The organism is Anabaena sp. UHCC 0204, from assembly GCF_009711975.1.
In the GTDB taxonomy this organism is placed as follows: domain Bacteria; phylum Cyanobacteriota; class Cyanobacteriia; order Cyanobacteriales; family Nostocaceae; genus Dolichospermum.
Genome location: NZ_VIKW01000035.1, coordinates 1 through 25,969, shown reverse-complemented (window position 1 = coordinate 25,969; position 25,969 = coordinate 1). Strand labels below are relative to the sequence as shown.

Here is a 25,969-nt window from a genome sequence, read left to right as displayed (position 1 = left end):
TCATGCAAATCACTATTTCACCACATCTACAAAGTACATATAAATTAATTCAAAATGCTTTCCCCAAGGGAATAGAATCACAATCTTATTTACCGCTTTTAGCATTACTTAGTGAAGAAATGTCAGATAGAAATTTAGCTGAAGTTGTAGCTTACTATAGCGGTAAAGATTATAGTGTTGTCCTTAATGATGTATATCGGGTACAGTCAATTGATATACCCGCACCAGAAGCGATCGCTCATTTAAAGGAAAGATTACTGCTATGTGGTTATGAACAGTGGCTTGAAGAAGGATAAACTGTACTGCTAATCAAGTACAATAAATACATAATCACGAAAAAGGATTAACAAAATGCAAGCCATTCTACTCAGCAGCGAAGAAGTTGCTAAACGTGCAAAAGAATTATATGACAATGGTATTCGTCAACAAGTCGAAACCGAAGAAAATATCGGTAAAATGATCATTATTGATATAGAAACGGGTGAATATGCTGTTGATAAAACAGGCATAGAATCAGCGCATTATTTACGGAATAAAAACAGATTTGCTCGACTTTTTGGGATTCGCATTGGTTACAAAGTCGCTGCATCCTTTAGTGGAGAAATGGAGCGTGATTATCGGTGATAACTGGTATTATTAAAAATGGACGTGCAACTGTAAATGTCATATTTCGATTGCCAGAGCAACCAGATTTTACCATTGAATTTGTAGTTGATACAGGTTTTACAGAGTTTCTTTCCTTACCGCCAGCAGCAGTTAATCTTCTGGGGTTTCCTTTCGTTTATGATATGTATGCAAATTTAGCAGATAATAGTCGTGTGCTTTTACCAGTACATCAAGCGACTATTATTTGGAATGGTGAGGAAAGAGAAGTTAATGTTTTAGCTACAGGAAGACTGCCATTATTAGGCACTGGTTTACTTGATGGATATGAGTTATCTATCCAATTTACAGAAGGTGGTTTAGTGACAATTGAAGAGTTATAGTTAAATGGTTTTTATTAAGTGCGTTAGCGGTAGTTTATCGAAGGTATCGCTTCTTATTAATGGTGAAGGAAGTGCGATAGCGAAGCGCTCCGTAGGAATCGCTCTCGTGTATCAAAGAAAAGAGATAGCTTACCAGAGGAATCGCTCATGAACATAGATCCCCGACTTCTCTAAGAAGTCAGGGGGCTATATTCACAGCAAGGATAACTGTTCATTAGGTGGTTTAAAACCCATGTGTTGATATGCCGCTTTAGTTGCTATTCTTCCTCTGGGTGTCCGACTCAGATAACCTATTTGCATTAAATACGGTTCATAAACTTCTTCAATGGTTTGAGTATCTTCCCCAGTGGTAGCAGCGATAGTTTCTAACCCCACTGGACCACCATTAAAGTTTTCAATTATCACACTGAGCATTTTTCTATCAGTCCAATCTAAACCGCAAGGATCAACCTGGAATAGTTGTAATGCTTCCGCTGCAACAATTGCCGTAATTTCTGTAAAAGATTTCACTTCCGCATAATCACGGACTCGCTTTAGTAATCTATTCGCAATTCTGGGTGTTCCCCGTGAACGTTTGGCTATTTCTGTCGCTCCATCTGGGTTAACTGGAGTTTGCAATAATTCAGCGGTACGAAGAACAATCTTAGTTAGTTCTTCAATTTCATAAAAACGCAACTTTTGAATTAAACCGAAGCGATCGCGCAATGGAGAAGTTAAAGCTCCGACGCGAGTTGTCGCCCCGACTAAGGTGAACTTAGACAAAGGTATACTTCTAATTCTGGCACTAGAACCTTTCCCCACCGTAATATCTAAGCGGTAATCCTCCATCGCTGGATACAGGATCTCCTCTGTCATCCGTGATAACCGATGGATTTCATCTATGAATAGTACATCTCCTGGTTTCAGGTTTACCAATAAACCTACGATATCTCGTGGACGTTCTAAAGCTGGGGCGCTGGTAATTTTACAACTTACTCCCATTTCTGATGCTAAAATCATCGCCATTGTGGTTTTCCCTAAACCTGGTGGTCCATACAACAACAAATGATCCAGCACTTCCTCTCTAGATTTAGCCGCCTTAATAGCGATATCTAAAACATCCTTTAAATCCTTTTGTCCTATATAATCAGCAAATCGCTGGGGACGAATACTCTCCTCTGGTTTACCTTGTTCATTAAGAGCCGCTTCAGACTGCAAAATATTTTCAGCAGGGGGGACTTTGACTGATTTCTGTTGCTGTTTTGGTTCTCCGTTGGGTTCTGGAGGCTGTTTTTTTGAGGAGATAATCGCCATAATTTTCAGTAATTCAAAAGTAGGGTTTTTATCTTAAACACCGTAATATCCCATACCTCTATCGGGTGAGGTCTAAATTTTTGGATTACAAAAACAGAAGAAGGGAAAGTTGAGTATTTAGCGATTTTAGGGTTTTATGTATACACTAATACTGGCATATAATACTATTGTCCAGGTCACAAAGTCAAACACTGATTGTTTTCGAGTGCCAATAACAAAACAAAAAAATATCTATAATAAAACCAGGATACAAATTATTAGCAAAAAAGATAATACTACTCATTAAGAATTTACAAAAATTCATGTTTAAGCAACTAGAACTGACACTTATTCGGAAAATTGGTCATAAATGACGTTATTGGCGATAATTAAAGATTAAAGATTGATATAGAGACTTTGTAAACTATGGCTGAACTACCAAAAACCCTAGAAGATGCGATCGCTCAATCTTGTGAAGCGGTAAAATCAGCTTTAGCTGATGGTGTGAGTCGCATTCAAGTTGAGTTATTATTCCCAGAACTCAAATTCATGACAGTTGCAGAACAGTTTCTTCCCCAGTTTACTGAATATGAATCCCGTCTCAAAGTCTTCTTTGCTGATGCTGGTGCGGCTGCTTTAGCCCGTCGTGACTGGCAAGACACACAATTCAAAATTTTAGATATTGGTACAGGTAGGGCTGCATCTTTAGAAGCAAAAATTCAACCAGAAGATGAAATTTTCCTATTTATCGCTCCCACATCCGTAGAAGTACCACAATTAGAAAAGTTGTGTGAAATCATCGGGGAACGCCCCGTAATTATGCTCACACCCCGGCTAGAAGATTCCAGTGTAGTCGGTATCGGTTACACAGCCAGAGAAACCCGTCGTCGCTTTATCAGCACCATCGAATCTTGTTACTATATCCGTCCCGTAGATGATGAATCTGCCCTTTTCCGTTGCTACCCTGGACTATGGGAAGTATGGTTAGAAACAGCAGGCGAATATCAAAAAGTTGCCGAACTCCCCAAAAAACCATCAGGTGACGAATTAGATGGGATTCTTATGGGGGGACAAACGGAAAATACTACCGACGCTACACCCGCCAGAAAACCCGGTGTATTTAAGAGTTTACAACGATTTATCAAAGCTTTGAGCAGTTAGAATCACACAGTAATGGGGAAATCGGTAAATACCTAATTACCCATTACCAATTACAATTACCAATTCCCCCATTTTTGATTTTAAAGATGAAATTAATTTGTTCTCAAGGTGATCTCAGCAGCAATCTTTCCCTCGTCAGTCGTGCAGTCCCATCTAGACCAACTCACCCTGTACTTGCTAACATCTTATTACAAGCAGATGCCGAAACTAATCAAGTGAGTTTAACCGCCTTTGACCTCAGTCTAGGTATCCGTACTAGTTTTAGTGCTGAGGTATTAGAAAGTGGGGCGATCGCTCTCCCTGCCAAACTCCTTGTAGATATCACTTCTCGCCTACCAGAAGGGGAAATCACCCTCGATGATTCAGTAGATGCAGGTGGAGAAGGTATAATCGTTACTCTCAAACCCAAAAGCGGACGTTACCAAGTTCGCGCCATGGGAGCAGAAGAATTTCCCGAATTACCAGTTATTGAAAACGCCGAAGCCATTCATCTCACCACAGCGGCACTAATTGAAGGACTGAAAGGTTCTTTGTTTGCTACTAGTTCAGATGAAACGAAGCAAGTTCTCACAGGTGTACATTTGACTCTAAAACAAGACACATTAGAATTTGCAGCTACCGACGGACACCGTTTAGCAGTCCTAGAAACCACTAATGAGCGTCCTGTTGAAGGTAGTGAACAAGTAGAGGTGACAGTACCCGCCAGAGCATTACGAGAACTACAACGGATGTTAGGGCATAATGCCACTTCAGAAGAAACTGTAGCCGTATATCTTGATCAAGGTCAAGTTGTCTTTGCTTGGCAAAATCAACGGTTAACCAGCCGCACTTTAGAAGGACAATATCCCGCTTATCGGCAATTAATTCCTCGGCAATTTGAACGCCAAGTCACATTAGAAAGAAAGCAATTTATCAGCACTTTAGAAAGAATTGCTGTATTAGCAGATCAGAAAAATAATATTGTCAAAGTTAGCATTGATAACGCCAATCAAGAAATTACTCTATCTTGTGAAGCGCAAGATGTTGGTAGTGGTACAGAATCAATGCCCGCGCAAATATCTGGAGAAGATATAGACATTGCTTTTAATGTCAAATATCTCATGGAAGGTTTAAAAGAATTACCATCTTCAGAAATTCAAATGCACCTAAATCAAAGTTTAACTCCAGTCATTTTTACTCCCTTGGGTGGTTTAAAAATGACTTATTTAGCAATGCCTGTACAACTGAGAAATTAATTTTTGATGCAACCAGGGACGCATTCTCACTATAGGTGCGTTCCCTAACTTCAGTTGTTTGGTTTTTCAGGCGTTGCTGATAGCCATATTGAGGTATGAAATTCCCAAATTGAACCGTTAAAACTCTTACCTTTGCGCCTTTGCGTGAGACTAAAATTCATACCCTTAATCAGCAACGCCGTTTTTCAGTACCTAATATGCAAAATATAGGTACTAAATACTAGATTTTAACAATCCTTAACGCACCTCATTTAAACTCTCAATTTGCTTCGTAAACATCTCTGTAAACAAACTCATAACCGTGCGTTCTTCACGAACTTTAATATTAGCAGTAATAGACATCCCAGACTGTAAAGATATCTTTTGATCTTGATTAACAAGATTTAGATATTGACTATCTAACTTGATTCTGGCTGGAAATCTATAAAATTGATAGTTTTGATCTGGAGGTAACGCATCTGAACCAATATCAATTACCTTACCTTTAATATCACCAAATTGACTAAAAGGAAAGGAATCAATTCTCACATCTACGTTCATATCTTTTTTAACAAAACCAATGTCTTTATTAGTGATAAAAACTTCTGCTGTGAGGTTTTCTTTGGGAACGATTTGTAGTAATTTTTGTGTAGTGTTAGCAACAAAACCAGCATTTTTAGCCTGGAGATCAAAAACTACACCGGCGACAGGTGCGCGGAGTTCTTGATATTTAACGTTTAATTGTGTTTGGGATATTTTGCTATTGATATCTGCTAAACGCTGTTCATTGTCTAAGATAATCTTCATAAATTGACTATCAATGTCAGCAATGCGTTGTTTGTTATTACCTATTTTTTCTAAAATCCCTTTATCAGAACTAGCAACTGTATTGATTGATTCTTCTTTTCTTTTATCAATATCGAATTGGAGACGTTTTATTTCTTCTTGCAATTGTGATATTTCGGCTTGGAGAGTTTGTACCTGTTGTTGTTGATTAAGATATTGCAGTTTAGAAATACCACCTTCTTCAGCTAAGGTTTTGAGACTAGCTAAAATCTGACTTTGAATTGCTAACCCATTGCGAGTATCTTGTAATCTAAATTTAGTTTGAGAAAGTTGTTTTCTAGTTTTTTCAACTTCTAAATCTGCGGCTTTGGAACGAGATGCTAATTCTGTTCTAGCAACGTCCAGTAGTTGTTTTTCATCAATTCCTATCCCTGCTGTTCCCGGTAAATTTCTTAATTGAGAACGTAATAAATTATTGTCTGCTACTAAAGAAGCGCGACTTTTCAGCAAGAAAGCTGATTCTCCTGGTAGTCTACTGCGTAAAAATTCTATTTCCGAATCTATGCCTGTACTAGCTCCCATTAAGCGGCGATAGATGTTATTTTCTTGAATTAAAGCTACACGGATTTTATTTAATGAATTTAATTCTGCTAGGGTAGCGATAGAATCAAATGTTAATAATAAATCCCCTGTTTTTACCTCTTGTCCATCTTTGACATAAACTGATTTCACAACTCCATTAATGGGAGCTTGCACGTCTTTAACTGTTCCTTCTGGTTTTAATTGACCTGTTGCAGGTACTACTTGTTCAATTTTTGCTAAACAAGCCCAAATAATCCCAAAACAAGCTAATCCCATCAGGGTAATCATGATGGTTCTTGACCAAATTGGGGATTGTCGTAAAACTACAGATTGCTCAAAGTTATCGAAATTGAAATCATTGTTTGGCTGTTTTGGTTTGGGTTTAGGAGATGTTAATACTTGTGTATCTCTGGACAATGCTTTACCATTACCGTTGCCATTTCCATTACCGTTGGTGTGATTACCATTAAGTTGAGTCATAATAATTTTGGATTTTGGATTTTAGATTGAATATTTAGTGGGGTCTAATTTTATCTTTAATTTAGTTATCAGTTGAATTTTATGGAAACAACTGACAACTAACAACCGACGAATTACAAATTAACTTCTTGTTGTTGATAAAGATAGAAATAATGGCCTTTAGTCGCCATGAGTTCTTGATGACTACCTTGTTCTATTACCCTACTGTTGTCCATAACAACGATAGTATCGGCATTACTAACTGTATTCAAACGATGGGTAATAAAGAAGACTGTACTACCTTTAAAAGCGCGAGCTAAGTTCAGACAAATTTGTCTTTCTGTAGGATAATCTAGGGCGCTGGTGGCTTCATCTAGAACTAATAATTGAGGTCTTTGTAAGACAGAACGAGCGATCGCAATTCTCTGTCTTTGTCCACCAGAAAGGGATGATCCTCGTTCCCCAACTCGCGTATTATAACCATTAGGTAAAGTCATAATAAATTCATGAGCGACGGCAATTTGTGCAGCTTCAATAATTTCCTCAGTTGTGGCATCAGGATTCGTTAAAGCAATGTTTTCCTGAACTGTACCATCAAATAAAAGAGTATCTTGAGGAACTACGCCAATTTGTCGCCGTAGAGAATAAAGTTCGACTTTAGCAATGTCGTAACCATCAACTAAAATTCTGCCAGATTCTGTATCATACAGTCTGAGCAGTAATTTCATCATTGTACTTTTTCCAGAACCACTTTGTCCGACAATGCCCACAAATTTACCTGCGGGAAATTCGACGCTAACATTGCTGAGTTGTAGTGGTCCACTGGCTGCAAATCGGAAAGAAACATTTTCATATTTGATTGCACCCTTAATGGCCGGAAGTGGTATATTATTCCGATCTATTTCTGCTTCTTGGGGGGTATCAACAATATCACTTAATCGTTCTAAAGATAAGCCAGTTTCTTGGAAGTTTTGCCAGATTTGTGCCAAACGTAAGATAGGGGTAGTCACGTAACTAGAAATAATCCGAAAGGCGATTAATTCCCCTAATGTTAAGTCTCCTTGTAATACTAAATAAGCTCCCACCCACAAAACTAATAAGCTGCTAAGTTTGCTCAGAAACTGACTAGTAGAATTAGCTAATGTGGAAGTAAGAACGGTTTTAAACCCTGCGGCTACAAACTTAGAATATTTCTTTTGCCAAGAAAAACGGGATCTTAATTCAATGTTTTGGGCTTTTACTGTTTGAATACCTGACATCACCTCAACTAAATAAGATTGAGTTTCGGCGTTACGTTCAGCTTTGCTTCGTAATTGTCTGCTCACCGTGGGGGCAGCAATTAATGTCACCAACACAAACAGAGGAATTGTCCCTAAACCGACTAGAGTTAGTTGCCAACTGTAGAACAGCATCACAACTATATAAACTACTGAAAATAGGGCATCTAAGACTACTGTTAAAGCCGTCCCGGTGAGGAACTGGCGAATATTTTCTAATTCGTTAATTCTTGTTGATAGTTCCCCGACTGGTCTTTTATCAAAATAGCGGAGTGGTAAGCGGAGTAAGTGGTCAATAATTTGTGACCCTAAACTCATATCAATGCGGTTGGTGGTATCTACAAATAAGTATGTCCGCAATGTGGTTAATACTGCTTCAAATATGCCAACTGCTAATAGTAATACCCCTAAAATATTTAAGGTGCTAATACTATTTTGAACTATGACTTTATCAATAATTAGCTGAATTACTAGGGGATTAGCTAGAGCCGCTAATTGCACAAAAAAGGAAGCTATAAAGACTTCTATTAAAACGCGGCGATAACGCGATAAATAAGGAACAAACCAAGCTAAACCAAAGCGTTCTTTAGGGGTTTCTTTTGTGGGACTTAGTAATAATAATCTAACTTGTGGTTGTAAGTTAGTTTCATCGGTTTCTAATTCTTCTACAAATTGATTAATTTGACAGTTGATAATACCTTGAGATGGCAAACCTAAAACTACTTTTTTCCCATCTACTGCATAGAGGACTGCAAAACTGTCACGATAACGAATTAATGCTGGGGTAGGAATACGGTTAATGGAAACAACGGGAATATCAACTAGTTGGGATTTCAGACCAATTAATTCTGATAAATAAGCGCAAAGTTGAAAAGATACATTTCCTTGACGCTTAATTTGATCATTTAAAATGCGTCGGACTACTTCTTTACGAAAGGGAATTTCTAAATGCTTGCATAGCATTTGAAAACAAGCAAGACTGGAATCTAGTTCTCCTTGTCCCCGGAAAAATGGATATTTTTGATTTTTGGGTGGATTTTTTGATGTATCTGGAGGAATAAATTCCGGTTCTTCTGCATAGGGAATTTCTCCAGCTACTGTGCTATCTGATATATTTTCTAATATTTCTGATTCTGTGGGAAATTGATCAAGTAATGATAAATCTGTAGGATTAATTCCCAACAACCGGAGAGGAAGGTTTCCGGAAACTTCAATTACTTCTTTTTCTAAGCGAGTTCCAGGGGTTAAATCAGGGTGAGAATTACCACCACTTACAAACCAGATCCGATTACTTTCTAATGTCTGTAAGGGAGTTTTTCCTGGTGATAAATAATGAATTTTTGCATCTGATATAGCTTGTTGAGCTATGTCTTTGAGGTTGTGATTAATTAAGGCTCGTTGTGCTATCTGGAAACTCAAAACATCAAATACTTCAATTAGTTGACTTTGGTTTTGACGAGTGTTAGTAAAGGCTGAATTTTGAGACAATAATTGTAAATAATCGGCTGCATTCCAGGTTAAACAGACTACTTCTGTAGAAGCGATCGCAGTTTCGCAAGGAATCTGACGTAACCAGGAAATTTCGCCAATTATCGCCCCTGGTTTGAGTAGTTTTAAAGTTATGGGTAATTGGGTTTGGGGATGATATCCCAATAGTCTGACATTACCTTGATAAAGAATTGCTATCCTTTCTGGTAATTGTTCTTTGCTGATAATTTTTTGACCAATACGATAGCGTAAAGGCTGTAATAGTTGTGGTGATGAAAGTTTGGTAATTTCTTCAGTTGATAGTTGCTCAAACCCTTCAATAGTGGTGATGAAGTCTTCAAAGGTATTCTTAATATAAGTCATATTTATTGAGGTGAGTTATTTCAATTGATTTTTGCTAATGTCTCAATTTGATGATTTATGATGTCTGAATTTGCCATTTCTGTTCTGTCATTTGTGCTTGTAACCACTGATTAAATTTTTCATTTAATAACCGTTGTCGCATAGGGCGATCTAGTTGGGCTGGTAGTAATTTTTCTAATCTGACAATTAAAATTAAATTCCCAATTTGAATTGGTGGTGATAGTTGCTGTGGTTGGCTTTTAGATAGGATATTCGCCAATGTGGGATGGAGGGATTGTAAGTCTATGGGTCCTACTAAACCATCCGTTTGGGCTTCTGGTCCTTGAGCGTATTCTCGTGCTAATTCAGCAAAAGACTGTTCACCCTCTTGGATACGAAAGTAAATTTCTTGAGCGATACCAATTTCTGGGGTAGTAATGAGGGAATAGATCACCCTATCCAAGTTGGTTTTACGTTGAAAGAAGTAAGAGTTTAAATCCCCTCCCCAGGTTGCATCTTTGAACTTTTCTAATTTCCAAGAGCGTATACCCATGAGTTTTAATTTCTGGAAACTTTCTTGTTGTGGTTCTAGTCCTTGATATTGTTGGGCTAATTGTTCACAGACTAGTTTTTCTTCTTCTGGGGTACAGACAATTTCGGCTGCGGCGATCGCTTGATCAATGATAATTTCTTTGATCAGTAGCGGTAATATCTGGTATTCCGACAATAATGATAAAACCTCTCCAGACTCTAGGATGCGATCGCCCAATTGTAAAAATTGATTCATTTTGCTTGTGATCTGATTTGTCACCATTGTTAACTTCTTTCTATAAAATAGTAGACTCAGATTTTAGCCAAGTTATCTTTTGGTTAAGGTTACTTATCTGAGGTGAGTTCACGGTTTGTCCAAAACCCTGATTTTGTAAATATCCTGGGAATTACACGGTTTCTCATATTTAATGCAGAAATCAAGATGTGGTTCATTTCCCTGAAAATAGCTGTAAGTAGTGAGTGTGTCGGTATTTTGGATATTATCGTACCAAAATACCATGAATTGCTAATTTTGTAATATCAAACTTACTATTAATCTGAAAAGCTTTATCAAGCTTAACTATTGCATATTTATCCATCAGCTAAGTTACTTGTGAGGGAATAGATCACAGGAAATCGGGCGGAATTACGAATTACCACCAGGAAATAGATAACCAAAAACTGAGGTTATTGCATATTATTGATGTAATAACTGATCTGGAAAAGTCAATCTAACCTGAGAAATATTTACAACACCTAATAGCTAAATACAGGACAAAAATTATATCAAGGGTAAATTTAATTTCCCTAAAAAAGTAAATATAGTCACAAAAATACAGCCGAGTTGAGGAGTTAGCAGCATAGCTTCTATGACGCTACGCGATCAGAAAAAGGAAAAAAGACAATTTCTGGACTTATTCTCTTAATCCCCTAACTCCTAAAATCAGCTTAATCAACGAAATCTACCAGGATTTAGACGAACAGGAGATTTGGGTTGGGTATTGCGTCCAATTCCTACTCCATTTGTCAAATTGCTGCCAGTTCCACCATCTCTGGGATCAAGATATGGTTTCAAATTAATACCGTTTTTAGAAGAATTAACTTGATTATTACCACCTAGAAGCGTTCTTCCTAAATTGTATAAGCTATCTCCATTACTTCTGTTACGATTAGCGTAAGTATTAACGGCAATAGTTTGTTGTCCACTATCAGCGGTAGCTAGGTTTTGAAATACACTATTACGAATAGCATAGGGATCTTTGCCGCGAGGTACTGTTAAGACAATTCGACAACTGGGTTGGGCTTCAGTAGTGACACAAATAATATTTTCGTTGTTTTCTACAGCTATTTGTAGTTCTTGTAAACCATCGGGGCGATATAATTCTAAGCGGCTGGCGATCGCTTGACAACGTTTTTGAGCATCCCAACCCCCTCCTAAATTTTGAGGTGCAGCCCAAGCAAAATACTGTCCTGGTTGACTTTGGGGCTGATACATGACTGTATGTAGCCCATTGTAGAATTGACAACTAAATCTTGTACTACTGTCTACTGGAGTAGAAGTTGGTATATTGGTTGATGAACCAGTTGGAACTGGAGTTGATGAACCAGATGGGACTGTAGGAACAACAACTTGAGCAACAGCTACAGCATTACCAAAAAATAAAGAACAACCAAGACTACTCAACAATAAAAACCGAAGCGATTGTAATGACATAATATAATCCCCGCTGGAGACAGGTAGATAACTGATATATCTATTGACGGAGAATATATGTTTTTGATTCATGAAAAAACATATTTTTTGGGTTTTCGTATCCATAGCAGAAACCGCCACAAGCTACGAAGGATACATCAGCAGCTTACAGCGGTTTCTTGATTAGATTGTAATTCAGCAAAAACTAGAAAATCCAAACTAAGGTGAACTTGACAGGCAATCAATATAAATCCGATCTAAATTGCGCTTCCCAATTTCCAAACGGCAGGCACTTCTGGCTGTTAATTTCAACACCTCCAATAACAACTTGGTGAGATTCAGGCGAAAACACTTTAACAGGAAGCAAAAACCTAACATTGATTGCCAATACACTAGAGCCGGAGGTACAAACTCTAATGAGAAAGTTTTGATTTAAGGTTGAACTTTTAACCTTTTTGTACCATGCCCTTAATCTAGCATGAGTTTTTTCATCTGTGTTGTATATTTACTAAACTTGAAATTCATTAATATATTGCAATAATTAGGGTTTGTGGAAAAGTCTTTTTGTCAGGGCTAGGAGAAGGTAGGGGCGCAGGGCTTGCGCCCAGTCACCGAGGAAGTGTCCTTGATTTATCGAGGTTTTCACTTGATTAAGCGTTGTCAATTGTCAATTATCAAAAAGAAGCAACCCGAAGCATTTTTAACTTGGGTTGCTGAGACTGTTTTTGAGGGTAGGAGAAATGAATTCAGAATTAATTAGGACTTACGCAAAATATCTCTGAAACCCTCTTTTCTTCGTGTTCTTCGTTCCTTCGTGGTTCGTTTCTTCGTGACTTGTGCGTAAGTCCTGTTAATTAACCGTTAATAGCAGGAGCAGCTAAAGCTATGGGTTGAATATCCCCAGAAGCTAAATCTAAGGGGAAGTTGTGAACGTTGCGTTCGTGCATTGTTTCAATTCCCAAGTTAGCGCGATTTATTACATCAGCCCAAGTATTAATTACATGACCTTGAGCATCAAGAACAGAATTATTAAAATTCAAACCGTTGAGGTTAAAAGCAAAAGAGGATACACCCAAAGCTGCAAACCAGATACCAATTACTGGCCAAGCACCTAAAAGGAAGTGTAAAGCGCGACTATTGTTAAAAGATGCGTATTGAAAGATTAATCTACCGAAATAACCGTGAGCCGCAACAATATTATAGGTTTCTTCTTCTTGACCGAATTTGTAACCGTGGTTTTGGGATTCAATTTCAGTGGTTTCTCGAATTAAAGACGAAGTGACGAGAGAACCGTGCATAGCAGAAAATAAAGCACCACCAAAGACACCAGCTACTCCCAACATATGGAATGGGTGCATGAGAACGTTGTGTTCTGCTTGCAGTACAATCATGAAGTTGAAAGTACCACTAATCCCTAAAGGTAGCCCGTCGGAGAAAGAACCTTGACCGACAGAGTAGACTAATAGTACCGCAGTGGCAGCAGAAACAGGTGCGCTGTAGGCGATCGCAATCCAAGGACGCATCCCTAAGCGGTAGGATAATTCCCACTGACGACCCATATAGCAGAAAATACCTATCAGGAAGTGGAAAATAATTAATTGGTAAGGACCACCATTATATAGCCACTCATCTAAAGTAGCGGCTTCCCAAATGGGATAAAAGTGTAAACCAATAGCATTGGAACTAGGCACAACCGCAGCAGAAATGATGTTATTGCCATAGAGTAAAGAACCACTCACAGGTTCACGAATACCATCTATATCTACAGGTGGTGCGGCAATAAAAGCGATGGTGAAACAAATAATTGCTGTTAAAAGTGTAGGAATCATTAGTACACCAAACCAACCAATGTACATCCGGTTGTTAGTGCTGGTAATCCAATTGCAGAAGTTATCCCAAAGATTGTTACTTTGGCGTTGTTGCAGAGAAATAGCCATAATTTTTAATTCCGAGGTTAATCGTTGTTCAAGGCAAGTTAACCTTATTCCTTTATTTAACTATATAGTTATATATTCTGTCAAGTAAATTCTCATATTATTTTGTAATTATTTTTCTGACAGTGAGGACAACCTTGGTGTGACTGGATTTCCAGTTTCATGACTCCTGAAAAAAAAGGATTTAATTTTAGCGATCGCCAAAATGCTAAAGTGAGTTCTTGGGTATATAAGTTAATTTTTGTGCTAATTCTTACTGGCAGTTGTCGGTAATTGTGAATCTGGAATTGGTGCGACTAAAGATAAACCCAAAATCCGTAAACCCCAACGCTCAAACCAGGGAACAGACATCCCCAACCGCATCTTCATTAAGAAAAATTTCTCAAAAGCTACCTTCATCCAACTCACCCAAAAACCTCTTTTAGCGACAGAACTCCGGCGTTTTCCCGTTACGCAATCAGGTAATACCGGAGCAGCAATAAAAATAATCCCCGTATCGCCAAAATCTGCCATACAAATTGCTTCTAGGGTTGGTGTTACTGCTGCTGTTTTGATCACTCCCAATTCCCTAGCAATATTATGAGCAACAGCCATTCCCATAGCTTCTGTCATTTGTCCAGTTTTCGGTACACCAATTGGGATAGATGTCTGTTCTGGAAGAGTTAACTGTACCACCACACCCAAACTATAAATTGAGGGAAAGTCTGGATGTTGATATGTCGGTAAAATTGGCACAAACCCCTTCTCATCAGTTAATCCCTTTGCTAACTGCAAAAATTCTGCTCCTTGAAAAGGTGGCAATACCATTGAGTATTGAAAAGGTAAAATACGACCATCTGCTAAGGTCATCTTTTCCGGATTAATCCCAGTAATTTCCGTATTTTCAATTAATTCAATATCTCGTTGCTGTAGCAGTTGAGTCACCAACTCGGAAGAGTTTGCCATTCCGCCAATCCCTAAATGACCTGCATAAGGTTCTGGTGTAACTAGAGTAATGGGTACTTGATCACGCAAACCCCGTTGTCGCAAAACATAATCTGCCAGTAAAGCAAACTCATACAGCGGACCAAAACAACTGACTCCGGGAACTGCTCCCACTACTAGGGGTCCTGGATGATCCAGAAACTTTTGCCAAGCTTCCCGCGCCAATAAAGCGTGATGGGGATTACATACAGATTGGGTATAACCTTGCTCTGGACCTAATCCCGGTACGGCATCCAGTGCTAAGGATGCCCCCGTCGCAATTACCGCGTAGTCGTAATTAATGGTTTTTCCGGCAATATTTAGGGTTTGTGCTTGAGGATCAAGGGCTGTAACTTTTCCTTCTATCCAATCAATACCTCGTCCTAAAAGCAAATTTTCTATATCTAATTGAATATTTTCGAGTGGGGTTAAATCGAAGGCTACCCAGGGTAGGGACGGAATAAAAGTAAATTTTGGGTGGTCAGAAATAAGTGTGATGCGATGACATTTTGGCAACAAATGCCGCAGTTCGTAAGCTGTTGGTAAACCTCCTATTCCTGCACCCAGTATGACAACGTGAACCATGTTAAATGCTCCGATTGCTACAAATTGGCGCAGAAACGATGGAAAAGTGCCAAGACAAAACTGCTTTCTATTCCTACGCTTTTTTAGAAATTCGCCATGACACTACTTAACTAGATAGTAAGACAATCATGTTTTTAGTTCAAGGAATTTCCAAAAGCGATCGCCCCAGATAGCGTGAGTGTATTTATACCCATCACGGTTAAAGAAAAAATATTTATTTGGATTAATGATTATATAACGAAATAGTAGTATAATGAAAATGTAAACAATGGTTACTCAATCAAAATATTAACCAACGCACTCAATACTTAGTGTAAATTTATGTCAGAGAGTCTTCCTTTAGAAAGCCCCTCAATGTCGAGACGACAATTACTCAACTTTCTTACAGGTGCAGTTGTCGCCACTACAGCCAGCAGCTTACTTTATCCTGCGGCTAAATTCTTTGTTGCCCCCACAGAAGTGGGTGAAGATGGTTCTGTCCTCGCCAAGGATATTCATGGAAATCTCATTCCTTCTAGCCAGATTTTAGCTGAACCCGTTGGCACTCGTGCCTTAGTTGCAGGTTTAGCAGCAGAACCTACTTACCTCACAATCCAATCAGATGGGACTCTGCACCCTTGGGGAATTGTTGATATCTGTACCCATTTGGGTTGTACATTTCCTTGGAATCCCAATGACAGCCAATTTCAATGTCCCTGTCATGGTTCTCGCTATGATCCTGATGGCAAAGTAATACGTGGTCCTGCACCTCTTCCTCTCAAGCTTGTTGGCGTTAACTTGGAAGGTGAGTATATCCGCATTTCTCCCTGGACAGAAATAGACCCCCGGACTGGTGAAAAACCTTGGTGGGTTTAGTAACTTAATTTTATAACAGGTTGCAATTAATATGGCATCTACATCTTCTATTCAACCATTGGTGATTAATATTTCTCCTTCTGAATTTGCTAACTTACCTGAACCTCCCTTACTGATAGATGTCCGTAGCAACTTTGAGTATGGGATGTTTCACGCCCCAGGGGCAATAAACCTGAGTTTGCCACGGCTGCTGATAGGGATGATACCAGGTTTTCGTCGCTGGCTTTATCCTCAATGGTTTCGGGATTTACCCAAGGATGAAGCTGTTGTTGTGATTTGTTTAACTTCCCACCGCAGCCCCATTGCTGCTGAATATTTGGTCAAAGCAGGTTTTACCAAAGTCTTCAATATTAGTGGTGGAATGATGGAGTGGCGACAATTAGGACTAGCAACTTGCGAGGGTAAATAATAATTTAGATTTTCCCAGGAGTTTTTTCATGACATCAGACAGACAAACAACTCCAGACTGGTTAAAAAGTCTGTTTGCTTGGGGAATGGCTAAAGCAAATACCACAGATAACAGTGCCATCAAGTTGCATGGTGACAGCAGCTATGAAACTATGGCACAACTCAAACAGGCTTTCTTTACAGATTTAGACGGACGAGTTTTAGAAATTGGACCGGGGGCAGGGGCAAATCTCTGTTATTATCCCCCTGATATCCACTGGATTGGTATTGAACCAAATCCTTTCATGCATTCTTATCTCCGGGAAGAAGCTGAACGCCTCGGTTTGGATAATATTGAATTACGGTTAGGTTCAGCGGAAAAGTTAGATGTTGAAGATAACAGTATTGATGTTGTTGTCAGTACCCATGTCCTTTGTTCTGTAACGGACGTTGCCACTACTTTACAAGAAATCGTGCGGGTACTCAAACCTGATGGTCGTTTCCTATTTATTGAACACGTTGCGGCTGAATGCGGTACTTGGACACGCAGAATTCAAGATGGAATTGAACCAGTCTGGAAGACAATCTTTGATAATTGTCACCCCAACCGTGAAACTGGGGAAATTTTAGAAAATGTCGGTTTTGAGAGCATTGATTATCAACAGTTTGATCTTTCTTTTCCTATTGTCAGTCCTCATATTGCCGGAGCAGCTAGGAAGACAACTGTTGCAATCAAACAGTTTAATTAATACTGAAAAGTTCAGACTTGCAGGAGAGAAAAAATGGAAACTACAGTTAAGGATGGAGTCTTTATTCACATTAGTCGAGGAACAGAAGACCCTCACCGGGTATTGATGGCATTGACCCTAGCTGAAAAAATGTCTGAAGATAAAGATGTGCTAGTGTTTTTTGATATTCAAGGTGTAGAAGTTGCTCTTAAAAATGAGAAGATAATTGAATTTAGGGAGTTTGAATCAGCACAAGTTTTGTTAAACAAGCTGATTAAAAAAGGGATTTCAATCTACGTCTGTCCGATGTGTTTAAAAGCAGCTAATCATCAACCAGAAGATTTGATTGAAGGGGCAAAGTTAGCTCAAAAAGAAGCTTTCTTTAATTTTACTCAAGGACGCATTTTGTCTTTGAACTATTAACACAAACGAATAATTGCTAATTTGTAATTAATGATATACAGCAACAGTGACAACGCTTAGGACATGGATTCCCGCCGTCGCGGGAATGACAGCCTTTGAATTGTCCTAACTGCCTTGTCTGTTGATATAAGTGCGTCAATTCATTTTAACTATTCGCTCAGTATTTTTGTAGATTACTTTCAAGAAATAATAACTCATGAAAATTCGACTTTGTTTAACTGTAATTCTATCGAGTTTGTGCATATTTATTTATGCCTTTTTTGGTGTTAGCTATAACTCATCAGCTATAGCATCCCCCTTATCACCACAGCAGAATATCTTAGTAGCATCTACTAATACTGACCTGCAAACAACAGTGGATAATTATCTTAAATCCATACCTGGAAACTATTACACTGTAGGGAAAGTGGAAGAGTTGAAACAGTTGTTAAAACAAGATAATATTTTTCTGGTGGATGTCAGAGAGCCTTCTGAGTATGCTTCCGGTCATATTGGTGATGCTATCAATATTCCTCTACGGACATTGGTTCAAAACCTCGACCAGATTCCGAAAGAACAGCCTGTAGTAGTTTATTGTTCTTCTGGTTATCGTTCTGCAATGGCGGTTATGTCTTTACACTTGTTGGGTTATGATAATGTGCGAGGTTTTCCTCCCAGTATGAATGGTTGGAAAGCAGCTAGTTAAAATAATTGGTAATGATGGTAAATTTGTACAGTTGTTAAGTGATATTGGTTGAAACCAAATTAATATGTAGTTGCATAGAAGTAAGATATCAATGAAAATTGACCGCAGATAAACGCAGATCAATACAGATGATAATTATTCTATGTAGCCTCATATAAAATTGGTATTAGCTGTTACACATTTCCTATATATACGAGTTTTACAGCAATGGAAATTATTATCGGTTGGTTATATCCTAAGTTGATGAGTACATACGGCGATCGCGGCAATGTGATCACTATCCAACGTCGCGCCCAATGGCGGGGATATAATGTCATAGTATTACCCTTAGACCAAGACTCCACCGCGGAGGATATCAAATCAGTTGATGTAATCGTTGGTGGGGGCGCACAAGACCGTCAGCAAGAAATTGTCATGCGCGATTTACAGGGGGCAAAAGCTGAGGCAATGCGGGATAAAATCGAACATGGCACACCTGGAGTTTTTACTTGTGGTTCTCCCCAACTGTTAGGAAATTATTATGAACCAGCCTTTGGACAAAGAATTGAAGGTTTAGGAATATTAGATTTAGTTTCTATTCATCCTGGTGAAAATACTAAAAGGTGTATTGGTAATTTGGTTATAGAAGTTACCGCTTCCCGGTTAGCGCAAGAACTAGAAGCATTGACAGGGACAAAGCCTTATTTAGTTGGGTTTGAAAATCACGGTGGCCGGACGACATTGGGGAAGGTGGAAGCTTTGGGGCGTGTGGTGTATGGATTGGGGAATAATGGAGAAGATGGGACAGAAGGAGCGTTTTATCAAAATGCGATCGCTACCTATTCCCACGGTCCATTATTACCCAAAAATCCTTTCGTTGCTGATTGGTTAATTCAAACGGCGTTAAGGTTGAAATATCAACAGGAAATTGAACTTTCGCCTTTAGATGATACTTTAGCAATGGAAGGAAGAGAAGCTATGTTTAAACGGCTGAAAGTGAATTTACCAAATGCTGCTAGGGTTAAATAATTGACAATTGACAATTGATAATTGACAATGTTTAATAACCCAGATTCAAGACTATTCTGATCTCCTTCTTTCTCCTGTACGGGCGAAGCATTCGGGTGATAAATTATCCATTTTTGTCCAAGGCCATTTTCCGAATGCTTCGCCCCTAATACTCCTTCATTCAAAAAACTTTTCTGTACAACGCACAAATATTTCCACACCCATTGGTAAAGCAGTTTCATCAAAATCAAATCGGGGATGATGATGAGGATAATCTAATTTTTTTTCTGGATTTGCAGAACCGAGAAAAAAGTAACAACCGGGAACTTTTTCTAGGAAAAATGACATATCTTCCCCACCCATTGTTTGACATTCGGGAACTATACCAATGGGAGTTTCTATGACATCTTCAGCTACGGAACGGACTAATGCGGCTATTTCGGCATCATTAATCACTGGTGGATAAAGATGGATATAATCTAAGTCATATTTTGCACCATGACTTTGACAAATTCCCGCAATAATTTGTTGAATGCGTTCTTTAAAAAAGTTGGCTAAATCAGGATTAAAATATCTGACAGTTCCGCCCATTCTGGCTGTATCAGCAATTACATTAACCGTTGTTCCTGCATGGAGTTCTCCTACTGTCACCACAGCCGAATCAATGGGGTTAACGTTGCGGGAGACAATGGTTTGTAAAGCAGTGACTATTTGGGCAGCTACAACCACAGAATCTACTGTTTGATGGGGAATTGCCCCATGTCCACCTTTACCAAAAATGGTACAACGGAACAATTCTACAGCGGCCATTAATGCCCCTGCGCGGACTCCCACTGTCCCCAAAGGCAGATTATTCCATAAGTGTAAACCGATAATAGCATCAACATCAGGGTTATTAAGGACACCTGCGGCTATCATGGGTTCTGCACCACCGGGACCTTCTTCCGCGGGTTGGAAAATAATTTTTACAGTACCCCTAAAGTCTTGACGATGTTGATGGAGATAATATGCTGTACCGAGAGCGATCGCTGTATGTCCATCATGTCCACAAGCGTGCATCACCCCATCATATTGAGAACAATAAGTAACTTCATTCTCTTCTTGAATTGGTAAAGCATCCATATCAGCCCGAATTGCTAATACTTTGCCATTACCAGGTTTTGTTCCTTTGATAATAGCCACAATTCCGGTTTTAGCTATACCTGTTTGATGTTCAATTCCCCAATTTTGTAACTTTTGGGAAATAAACTCAGCGGTAATTTTTTCCTGAAAACCTAATTCTGGTTTTTGGTGAATTTGTCGTCTCCATTCTACTAATTGCGGCTGTAGCGCCCGAATTTCTAACCGCACATTTTTGAGACTTACTGTTGAAGCATGAGGAAAAGTAGAAACCATATTATCAATTAAAAATTAAAAATTGAAAATTAAAAAACTCTTCCCAATCACCCATTACCAATCATCAATTAAATCTAAAGCCGCAGCAACTTTAGCCAGTTGTTCTAAATCATGGGGATTTTCTAGATAGGGTAGACAACCTAAAACGGGTATATTTGTTAGTGATTGAATTAAATCCGCTGGAGTTAAATCAGCGATTTCTGCTTCTGTACGGGGTTGAGTACAATTAAGAATAATTCCCCGGAGATTGATTTTAGTTTGCCTAGCTAATGCTACATTAGCCACAGCATGAGCGATCGCTCCCAATCTCACCGGTACAACCAAAACTGTCGGTAATCGCCATTCACCAGCCAAATCAGCCACCGTCAACTCATCAGTAACAGGTGAACCTAAACCCCCCAAAGATTCCACCAACACAAAATCACGTTGTTTTTGCAACGCTAACAGAGTTTTCCAAACTATCGCTAAATCAACCTGACGATTTTCCTTAGCAGCGGCTATGGGAGGGGCTAAAGGTGCTTGAAAATACACAGGTGTAATTTCCTCTGGGGACTGTTCCAGATTAAACAGAGTTTGATACAGTTCCCTATCCCCTACTCCCGATTGAATTGGCTTCATAATCCCCAAACTGCGCTGGGGATAATATTTTTGCCAATAAGCTGCTAATGCTGTCGTGACAACCGTTTTACCAGCTTCCGTATCAGTTCCCGTAATCAGTAAAGTGTTCAACAACGTTTTTTGCTAAAAATGACAACTAATTGAGTTCTTTAACTCAGCACCTTATCCATTTTTTGTAGGTTGGGTAGAACGAAGTGAAACCCGACGCATTTGTTGGGTAACATACGTCAACCCAACCTACAAATCAAGACTTTTTTTGATTTGGACAAAGTATTATTAACTAATTTAGCCTTAATTAGTGCCAGTGAACCCTGATGTTGGTGTAACTTCAGGTGTAGGAATATTATCTTCTAGATTTGGAATTGGAGTTTCCGTTGGTGTGGGAGTTTCCGTCGGTGTGGGAGTTTCCGTTGGTGTAGGAGTTTCCGTCGGTGTGGGAGTTTCCGTTGGTGTGGGAGTTTCCGTTGGTGTGGGCGCTTCTAAAACCACATTCAAACTATAATCAGCAGCCAATATACCCCCAGACAGACCTAACTGAATAATATATCTGCCATTATTCTGTAATATTCCCTCGTAAGATAGAGATTGTTGATCTTGAGTATTAATGATTTCACCATCATCATTTAAAATCGTCAGTACAACCCCACTACCTTCATTTACAGATACAGTTAATTTTTGCCCTTCATTAGCTCGCAAACTATATTGAACTAATTCGTTTTCCCTGAGTGTTCCTGACACATTCCCTGTATTAGTCGCATCCAATCTGAGACGTTTACGATTAACAACAGGTTCACTAACTGTAGGAGTCGGAGTTGGTGTCGGAGTTGTTGTCACACTGGGAATAACTGGAGAAGGAAATGATTGTGGAGTTGTAATTATTTCTTCTGCTGGTTGACGGGACTGACTTTTCAGTGAACTCACCAATGTCCAAGACCCAAATCCTGCTAAAATTACCACAGCCCCACCAATTGCCCCTAACGCTAAAGGATTATCTAAAATAGAATTACTTTGGTGAGGAGAAGCTGAAGGTTGAGACTTTTCCGATTCCTTTAATATGGATTCAGGACGATGACCGACAGCAACAGTTTGCAGATAAGATACATGAGACGTAGATACATTGGGTTGATTCAGTTGATTAATATTTAATAATGCTTGAGTAACATCAACAGCCGTTTGATATCTTTCCCCCGGTATATAACTCAACATTCGCTGCAAAACTCCAGCAAATTGTGGATTAACTTTAGCCCAGTTTTGCCAATTCCAAGTTAGTTGCTGTTCATCAAATAAATCTGCTGGTTCTTTTCCTGTCAACAAAACGATCGCCGTCACAGCCAGAGCATACAAATCACTACTAGGATAAACTCTGCCTGTTTGCATTTGTTCACTAGGCGCATAACCCAATTTACCAACAGTAGTGACTGGTGTGGGACTTGAGGATTGTAATTTTGTAGCTAATTCCTTCACCACCCCAAAATCAATCAATACAGGTAGAGCATCCCTTTCTCGTAAAATTATATTTTCTGGGGATATATCTCGGTGAACAATTCCTAAACCGTGAATATACGTTAAAACAGGTAATAAAGCCCGTAAAAAATATAATACTTCTGCTTCAGTGAAAGTCGTTCCCACTTCTTGGCGTTCTTTCAGCAAATTGCGGTAAGTCTTACCTGCCACAAAATCTTGTACCAAAAATAATCTTTCGTTTTGGGTAAATTTTTCGCGGAACTTAGGAACTTGTGGATGTTCAATCTGATATAAGGTAGCCGCCTCTCGCTCAAATAATTCTTGTTCCTTCCCCCCACTAGATGTTCCCGTGACTAAAGCAATTAATTCCTTGAGAACACAAAGCTCATTAAAGCGTCTTTGGTCTTCTGCAAGATAAGTTCTACCAAAACCCCCTTGTCCAATAATGTGGATTATATGGTAGCGATTTTGCAGGATAGTACCAACTGTAATCGGTGATTGCATGGTCTATTGATTAAATATAATAGCGACTGAGCTAGAACTTAGCAAAAGCATCATTCATCCACAACATGAATTCAAATGTTTTAATTGTGACTTCCGTAATTTTTCTCAGTCACCCTGCCTAAAAGGAAGTGTATACTAGAATTAAGTTTTACATTATTCTATTCTCACATTCTGCCTTTAGTCAGGATATGTCCAACATGGTAGCAGCTATAATCCAGAATAGGTAAATAAAGCGGCATCACTGGCAATGTCAATGTTACTTTTTAATGCTTACAGACTTAATATATGCGGGAGTTTGGTGTATTGTTGATTTGGTTCAGGTTTTTGATTTATTACGTAAATATTTAATCGTTTATAAATTGGTCACTAGTATCCTAGAATAATTGTTTGCACATTCAGTGCTTTAATCATAGGTGTTTTACCACACCAGAGCTAACTTGAAGATTACTATTATCTGTGAGTTATTTACTCTAGGTCGAAAAAACCAGATAGCATAAGTAGAGTTGGGCATATTACCCTAAACCAAAAATTTGGAACTCTGAAACTATTTGACAACCTAGATGTCAGTTCAACTAGATAGTGATCTATTTCCCAGAAAGACTAAAAATTAGGAACTGTTAATTTAAAATTCAACAAAACTTACAGATGTTTTGTTTCCTCCATTTCGGTTAAATCTGCTCAATTTCTGATGATATGGCTATGAATGCACTTCGAGAATCTGCTGTGCTGGGTTCTGCAACTTTACCACTCCAGTCAGTGGCAACGGGACTATCTGATAATAATCGCCTGCGGCTGTTTTCTGGTTCTGCCAATATAACACTGTCCCAAGAAGTCGCTCGTTACCTGGGAATGGATCTAGGTCCGATGATTCGGAAAAGATTTGCGGATGGAGAACTTTATGTTCAAATCCAAGAATCAATTCGGGGTTGTGATGTCTATTTAGTTCAGCCTTGTTGCCAACCCGTCAACGATCATTTAATGGAATTGCTAATTATGATTGATGCCTGTCGTCGGGCTTCTGCACGACAGATCACAGCAGTAATTCCTTATTATGGTTATGCTCGTGCTGACCGAAAAACAGCAGGAAGAGAGTCAATCACTGCTAAGTTAGTTGCGAATTTGATCACTCAAGCAGGTGCTAACCGAATTCTGGCAATGGATTTGCACGCAGCGCAAATTCAAGGCTATTTCGATATCCCCTTTGATCATGTATATGGTTCACCAGTTATTCTGGATTATCTCATTACTAAAGGATTACAGGATATTGTTGTTGTTTCCCCTGATGTGGGTGGGGTAGCAAGAGCAAGGGCATTTGCGAAGAAGTTGAATGATGCACCTCTAGCAATTATTGATAAACGTCGTCAGGCTCATAATGTCGCTGAAGTTTTAAATGTGATTGGTGATGTGAAAGGCAAAACCGCTGTATTGGTAGATGATATGATTGATACAGGCGGTACTATTGCTGAAGGCGCGAGGCTACTGCGTCAAGAAGGAGCAAGTCAGGTATATGCCTGTGCTACTCATGCTGTATTTTCTCCACCGGCAATTGAGAGATTATCCAGTGGAGTGTTTGAGGAAGTTATAGTCACTAATACTATTCCTATCCCACAGAGCAGCCAGTTTCCTCAATTAGTGACGCTTTCAGTTGCTAATTTACTCGGAGAAGCGATTTGGCGAATTCACGAAGATAGCTCACTTAGTAGTTTATTCCGTTAAGTAACGAATAACTATCATCCAAAAGGATGAGATATAAATTGTGAAGGATGAAAATTTTCGTTCTTCATTTTTTGTATGCAGCTAACATTTCTAGTTCTGAAACTACTCTTTCTAATTCTGCTACTAAGGGAGTAATTTGATTTTTCTGAAAAGCATTTGCTAGGGAACGATAATACCAAAGTGTGCCTTCTTTACCGCCTTGAAATCGTTCCCAAACTACGTCACCGATAATGCGATAATCTTTAATAATTGACCGAACATTATGGAGTTTATCAGCAGCCGAAACTAGCAATACTTCCGGGGAAGCGGTAAGAATATGGGCAATATAGGCTTCTTTTCGTTGTTGCCAAGGGGGTTTGGGTGTAGCGTCTGAGTCTGTACAACCATCAACAATGGCTGTAACGGCATTCCCAAAGCGACGGCGAATTTCTTCTCTAGTGGCTGCTCCGCCTTGGTCTTCTATGGCATCATGTAAGAGGGCAGCGATCGCTTCATCTTCATTTGCACCATATTCTAAGGCAATGCTGGCTACTCCTAGTAAATGGGTGACATAGGGAATCTCACTAGCTTTGCGTTTTTGGGTGGCGTGGAGTTCGTGGGCGTAGGTAAGGGCTTGGGTAAAGCGTTCTGATAGCATTTTTAGTTTGAGGATGAAAAATTAGTTTTAGATAAAAAAGGGAGCTTCAATAGTCTTTATTATCACCTACTGAATTTTGATTTTTATTTCTAGTTTGTTGATCATTCTGAGTATCTTTTTTAGTTTTAGATTTCTCTTTCTCCTTCCAAAATCCAATTCTTAATAATTATTTTCTCCTGTAATTTTCACTATATCTTCAGGAGTAGAATTAATTTAATCACTGCTAAAGCTACATCTGCCATTTCTTTAGCACGAGGATCTGGCATAATTTTTAACTCTATTAATTCTTTGAGTAAA

The 25,969-nt window shown here is 38.9% G+C and carries 23 protein-coding genes; 12 read left to right on the top strand and 11 right to left on the bottom strand.

What is annotated here, in order from left to right; all coding sequences use genetic code 11:
* Positions 1-2 precede the first annotated feature (2 nt).
* The 3 genes from FJR04_RS21140 to FJR04_RS21130 are packed head-to-tail and all read left to right on the top strand — an operon-like array spanning position 3 to position 986.
* Positions 3-296 carry a DUF3349 domain-containing protein gene (locus tag FJR04_RS21140; RefSeq protein ID WP_168498464.1) on the top strand — a complete coding sequence of 98 codons (294 nt, stop codon included), beginning with the start codon at positions 3-5 and terminating at the stop codon, positions 294-296.
* A 55-nt stretch (positions 297-351) separates the two neighbouring features.
* The gene (locus tag FJR04_RS21135) at positions 352-624 is read left to right on the top strand and encodes a hypothetical protein (protein WP_168498462.1); all 273 of its coding nucleotides are present in this window, start codon (positions 352-354) and stop codon (positions 622-624) included.
* Positions 621-986, top strand: coding sequence for a clan AA aspartic protease (locus FJR04_RS21130; RefSeq protein ID WP_168498460.1), 366 nt, complete (start codon positions 621-623; stop codon positions 984-986). Before FJR04_RS21135 ends, FJR04_RS21130 begins: the two co-directional genes overlap by 4 nt.
* 192 nt (positions 987-1,178) lie before the next feature.
* Here the strand turns inward: FJR04_RS21130 and ruvB are convergent, their stop codons facing one another.
* A complete protein-coding gene (ruvB, locus tag FJR04_RS21125; protein WP_168498458.1) occupies positions 1,179-2,279 on the bottom strand; it encodes a Holliday junction branch migration DNA helicase RuvB in 1,101 nt (366 codons plus the stop codon).
* 405 nt (positions 2,280-2,684) lie between these two features.
* Here ruvB and FJR04_RS21120 point away from each other — a divergent pair, with 405 nt between their 5' ends.
* On the top strand, positions 2,685-3,419 hold the full coding sequence (locus tag FJR04_RS21120; protein ID WP_168498456.1) for a DUF1995 family protein: 735 nt from the start codon (positions 2,685-2,687) through the stop codon (positions 3,417-3,419).
* Positions 3,420-3,505: 86 nt separating this feature from the next.
* A complete protein-coding gene (gene dnaN, locus FJR04_RS21115) occupies positions 3,506-4,654 on the top strand; it encodes a DNA polymerase III subunit beta (RefSeq protein WP_168498454.1) in 1,149 nt (382 codons plus the stop codon).
* Between the two features lie 237 nt (positions 4,655-4,891).
* Here dnaN and FJR04_RS21110 read toward each other — a convergent pair whose 3' ends face one another.
* The 6 genes from FJR04_RS21110 to FJR04_RS21085 form a co-directional block, all read right to left on the bottom strand.
* Positions 4,892-6,481 (bottom strand): HlyD family efflux transporter periplasmic adaptor subunit, encoded by a 1,590-nt coding sequence (locus FJR04_RS21110; protein WP_168498452.1) that lies wholly within the window; start codon positions 6,479-6,481, stop codon positions 4,892-4,894.
* Positions 6,482-6,594: 113 nt separating this feature from the next.
* Entirely contained in the window at positions 6,595-9,588 is a 2,994-nt protein-coding gene (locus tag FJR04_RS21105; RefSeq protein ID WP_168498450.1) for a peptidase domain-containing ABC transporter, read from the bottom strand.
* A 55-nt stretch (positions 9,589-9,643) separates the two neighbouring features.
* A complete protein-coding gene (locus FJR04_RS21100) occupies positions 9,644-10,354 on the bottom strand; it encodes a peptidylprolyl isomerase (protein ID WP_168498448.1) in 711 nt (236 codons plus the stop codon).
* 696 nt (positions 10,355-11,050) lie between these two features.
* Positions 11,051-11,812, bottom strand: a complete 762-nt coding sequence (locus FJR04_RS21095) for a COP23 domain-containing protein (RefSeq protein WP_168498446.1) — start codon at positions 11,810-11,812, stop codon at positions 11,051-11,053.
* 833 nt (positions 11,813-12,645) lie between these two features.
* Positions 12,646-13,728, bottom strand: a complete 1,083-nt coding sequence (gene psbA / locus FJR04_RS21090) for a photosystem II q(b) protein (RefSeq protein ID WP_168498445.1) — start codon at positions 13,726-13,728, stop codon at positions 12,646-12,648.
* A 243-nt stretch (positions 13,729-13,971) separates the two neighbouring features.
* Positions 13,972-15,273 (bottom strand): NAD(P)/FAD-dependent oxidoreductase, encoded by a 1,302-nt coding sequence (locus FJR04_RS21085; RefSeq protein WP_168498442.1) that lies wholly within the window; start codon positions 15,271-15,273, stop codon positions 13,972-13,974.
* A gap of 321 nt (positions 15,274-15,594) precedes the next feature.
* Between FJR04_RS21085 and petC the strand changes: the two genes are divergently transcribed.
* From petC to FJR04_RS21055, 6 genes are all read left to right on the top strand, one after another.
* Positions 15,595-16,128 carry a cytochrome b6-f complex iron-sulfur subunit gene (petC, locus tag FJR04_RS21080; protein ID WP_168498441.1) on the top strand — a complete coding sequence of 178 codons (534 nt, stop codon included), beginning with the start codon at positions 15,595-15,597 and terminating at the stop codon, positions 16,126-16,128.
* A 31-nt stretch (positions 16,129-16,159) separates the two neighbouring features.
* Positions 16,160-16,537, top strand: a complete 378-nt coding sequence (locus tag FJR04_RS21075; protein WP_168498439.1) for a rhodanese-like domain-containing protein — start codon at positions 16,160-16,162, stop codon at positions 16,535-16,537.
* A 28-nt stretch (positions 16,538-16,565) separates the two neighbouring features.
* A complete protein-coding gene (locus tag FJR04_RS21070) occupies positions 16,566-17,264 on the top strand; it encodes a class I SAM-dependent methyltransferase (protein ID WP_168498437.1) in 699 nt (232 codons plus the stop codon).
* Between the two features lie 33 nt (positions 17,265-17,297).
* On the top strand, positions 17,298-17,666 hold the full coding sequence (locus FJR04_RS21065; RefSeq protein WP_168498435.1) for a DsrE family protein: 369 nt from the start codon (positions 17,298-17,300) through the stop codon (positions 17,664-17,666).
* 196 nt (positions 17,667-17,862) lie between these two features.
* A complete protein-coding gene (locus tag FJR04_RS21060) occupies positions 17,863-18,351 on the top strand; it encodes a rhodanese-like domain-containing protein (RefSeq protein WP_168498433.1) in 489 nt (162 codons plus the stop codon).
* A 207-nt stretch (positions 18,352-18,558) separates the two neighbouring features.
* Entirely contained in the window at positions 18,559-19,359 is an 801-nt protein-coding gene (locus tag FJR04_RS21055; protein ID WP_168498432.1) for a type 1 glutamine amidotransferase, read from the top strand.
* Positions 19,360-19,515: 156 nt separating this feature from the next.
* On the opposite strand, the gene FJR04_RS21050 is transcribed toward FJR04_RS21055, so the two are convergent.
* The 3 genes from FJR04_RS21050 to FJR04_RS21040 all read right to left on the bottom strand — a co-directional run bounded on the left by FJR04_RS21050 (position 19,516) and on the right by FJR04_RS21040 (position 23,319).
* Positions 19,516-20,733 carry a M20 family metallopeptidase gene (locus FJR04_RS21050; RefSeq protein ID WP_168498429.1) on the bottom strand — a complete coding sequence of 406 codons (1,218 nt, stop codon included), beginning with the start codon at positions 20,731-20,733 and terminating at the stop codon, positions 19,516-19,518.
* A gap of 54 nt (positions 20,734-20,787) precedes the next feature.
* On the bottom strand, positions 20,788-21,465 hold the full coding sequence (gene bioD, locus FJR04_RS21045; protein WP_174763565.1) for a dethiobiotin synthase: 678 nt from the start codon (positions 21,463-21,465) through the stop codon (positions 20,788-20,790).
* A gap of 177 nt (positions 21,466-21,642) precedes the next feature.
* On the bottom strand, positions 21,643-23,319 hold the full coding sequence (locus FJR04_RS21040) for a serine/threonine-protein kinase (RefSeq protein WP_168498425.1): 1,677 nt from the start codon (positions 23,317-23,319) through the stop codon (positions 21,643-21,645).
* Positions 23,320-24,018: 699 nt separating this feature from the next.
* Here FJR04_RS21040 and FJR04_RS21035 point away from each other — a divergent pair.
* Entirely contained in the window at positions 24,019-25,035 is a 1,017-nt protein-coding gene (locus FJR04_RS21035) for a ribose-phosphate pyrophosphokinase (RefSeq protein ID WP_168498423.1), read from the top strand.
* 64 nt (positions 25,036-25,099) lie between these two features.
* Here the strand turns inward: FJR04_RS21035 and FJR04_RS21030 are convergent, their stop codons facing one another.
* A complete protein-coding gene (locus tag FJR04_RS21030; RefSeq protein ID WP_168498421.1) occupies positions 25,100-25,672 on the bottom strand; it encodes an HD domain-containing protein in 573 nt (190 codons plus the stop codon).
* Positions 25,673-25,969: the final 297 nt, after the last annotated feature.

Bases quoted from the DNA above. Each gene is read 5' to 3' on its own strand.
- FJR04_RS21140 (WP_168498464.1), top strand. From the start codon at position 3: ATGCAAATCACTATTTCACCACATCTACAAAGTACATATAAATTAATT.
- FJR04_RS21135 (WP_168498462.1), top strand. From the start codon at position 352: ATGCAAGCCATTCTACTCAGCAGCGAAGAAGTTGCTAAACGTGCAAAA.
- ruvB (WP_168498458.1), bottom strand. From the start codon at position 2,279: ATGGCGATTATCTCCTCAAAAAAACAGCCTCCAGAACCCAACGGAGAA.
- FJR04_RS21120 (WP_168498456.1), top strand. From the start codon at position 2,685: ATGGCTGAACTACCAAAAACCCTAGAAGATGCGATCGCTCAATCTTGT.
- dnaN (WP_168498454.1), top strand. From the start codon at position 3,506: ATGAAATTAATTTGTTCTCAAGGTGATCTCAGCAGCAATCTTTCCCTC.
- FJR04_RS21110 (WP_168498452.1), bottom strand. From the start codon at position 6,481: ATGACTCAACTTAATGGTAATCACACCAACGGTAATGGAAATGGCAAC.
- FJR04_RS21105 (WP_168498450.1), bottom strand. From the start codon at position 9,588: ATGACTTATATTAAGAATACCTTTGAAGACTTCATCACCACTATTGAA.
- FJR04_RS21100 (WP_168498448.1), bottom strand. From the start codon at position 10,354: ATGAATCAATTTTTACAATTGGGCGATCGCATCCTAGAGTCTGGAGAG.
- FJR04_RS21095 (WP_168498446.1), bottom strand. From the start codon at position 11,812: ATGTCATTACAATCGCTTCGGTTTTTATTGTTGAGTAGTCTTGGTTGT.
- psbA (WP_168498445.1), bottom strand. From the start codon at position 13,728: ATGGCTATTTCTCTGCAACAACGCCAAAGTAACAATCTTTGGGATAAC.
- FJR04_RS21085 (WP_168498442.1), bottom strand. From the start codon at position 15,273: ATGGTTCACGTTGTCATACTGGGTGCAGGAATAGGAGGTTTACCAACA.
- petC (WP_168498441.1), top strand. From the start codon at position 15,595: ATGTCAGAGAGTCTTCCTTTAGAAAGCCCCTCAATGTCGAGACGACAA.
- FJR04_RS21075 (WP_168498439.1), top strand. From the start codon at position 16,160: ATGGCATCTACATCTTCTATTCAACCATTGGTGATTAATATTTCTCCT.
- FJR04_RS21070 (WP_168498437.1), top strand. From the start codon at position 16,566: ATGACATCAGACAGACAAACAACTCCAGACTGGTTAAAAAGTCTGTTT.
- FJR04_RS21065 (WP_168498435.1), top strand. From the start codon at position 17,298: ATGGAAACTACAGTTAAGGATGGAGTCTTTATTCACATTAGTCGAGGA.
- FJR04_RS21060 (WP_168498433.1), top strand. From the start codon at position 17,863: ATGAAAATTCGACTTTGTTTAACTGTAATTCTATCGAGTTTGTGCATA.
- FJR04_RS21055 (WP_168498432.1), top strand. From the start codon at position 18,559: ATGGAAATTATTATCGGTTGGTTATATCCTAAGTTGATGAGTACATAC.
- FJR04_RS21050 (WP_168498429.1), bottom strand. From the start codon at position 20,733: ATGGTTTCTACTTTTCCTCATGCTTCAACAGTAAGTCTCAAAAATGTG.
- FJR04_RS21040 (WP_168498425.1), bottom strand. From the start codon at position 23,319: ATGCAATCACCGATTACAGTTGGTACTATCCTGCAAAATCGCTACCAT.
- FJR04_RS21035 (WP_168498423.1), top strand. From the start codon at position 24,019: ATGAATGCACTTCGAGAATCTGCTGTGCTGGGTTCTGCAACTTTACCA.
- FJR04_RS21030 (WP_168498421.1), bottom strand. From the start codon at position 25,672: ATGCTATCAGAACGCTTTACCCAAGCCCTTACCTACGCCCACGAACTC.